Below are 1,242 nucleotides of genomic sequence, written 5' to 3' on the forward strand. Positions count from 1 at the left end.
AATGGGAAGTTAAACGGACTGATGACACCGACAACGCCTGCCGGCACGCGATATAATCTGTTTTCCTTGCCATCTATTGTGGACGGAAGAATTTTCCCCTCCATGCGGATTGGGAACGTTGCCGCTTCTTTTATGATGTTTTTGACAAGACCGATTTCAAAAGCCGCTTTGAGCCTTGTACCGCCTAGCTCCTCCATAATCAAATAAATGATGGCTTCTTCGTTCTCTTCGATATACGTGACGGCTTTTTCTAAGATGGTTCTTTTCTCGAACGGATTGACCGCATCCCATTTTTTCTTCGCCAGCCCCGCTGCCCTGTACGCTTCATCTATATCGTCAGCAGTCGCTTTACGGAATGTTGTGAATGTTTTTTGAGTATAAGGATTTTTGTTTTCCAATACATTTGGGCTGCTGCCCTCCTGCCATTTCCCGCCGATAAACTGTTTATTCAACTCTTCATATTGAAACATGGTCAGCATCTCCTTTATAACCGCAAATCAAAATATGGGCGAATCTATTTTTTCTATCGGTTCATCTTGCATAAAATTGAATATACGATTAGTAAAAATTACTATCCTATGATACGACAACGCTGTTTCGCTTCTATCATTTAAAGCAGAAAAATATTTTATTGACTGCGTCAAATTTCGACAATATAATACAACAAGAACTGCATATAATGATTAGAATATTTTGAATATTTCTAGGAGGAACTTTTGATGAGTTCATTATTTAGAAAAAAACCGCTTGAAACATTGAGTGCGCAGAGCAAGTCAAAAAGCCTTGCCCGTACGTTAAGCGCATTTGATTTAACCTTGCTCGGTATCGGTTGTGTCATCGGTACAGGGATTTTTGTCATTACAGGAACAGTGGCAGCGACCGGTGCAGGTCCCGCCCTCATCATATCGTTTATTTTAGCGGGGCTCGCCTGTGCGCTGGCTGCTTTCTGTTATGCTGAGTTTTCGTCTTCCATTCCGATTTCGGGAAGCGTGTACTCATACTCATACGTGACACTTGGAGAGCTGCTCGCCTTTTTGATCGGGTGGGATCTCATGCTTGAATATGTCATTGCACTGTCGGCGGTTGCCACCGGCTGGTCTTCATACTTTCAATCACTGCTTGCCGGCTTCAATCTTCATATTCCGGCTGCACTGACAGGAGCGCCGGGAAGCACGGCGGGCGCCGTATTTAACCTTCCGGCTGCGGTGATCATTCTCCTCATCACTGCGATTGTCAGCAGAG

General features: G+C 44.2%; 1 protein-coding gene and 1 pseudogene. One reads left to right on the top strand and one right to left on the bottom strand.

Annotation, left to right across the window (positions count from 1 at the left end; translation table 11 throughout):
• Positions 1-470 (bottom strand): annotated as a pseudogene (gene yfmT / locus ACWHAR_RS22020) (benzaldehyde dehydrogenase); the annotation flags it as partial.
• A 249-nt stretch (positions 471-719) separates the two neighbouring features.
• Here yfmT and ACWHAR_RS22025 point away from each other — a divergent pair.
• A partial coding sequence (locus ACWHAR_RS22025; RefSeq protein ID WP_452087830.1) for an amino acid permease occupies positions 720-1,242 on the top strand: 523 nt, incomplete at its 3' end.

The organism is Bacillus sp. LR--39 (assembly GCF_053613335.1).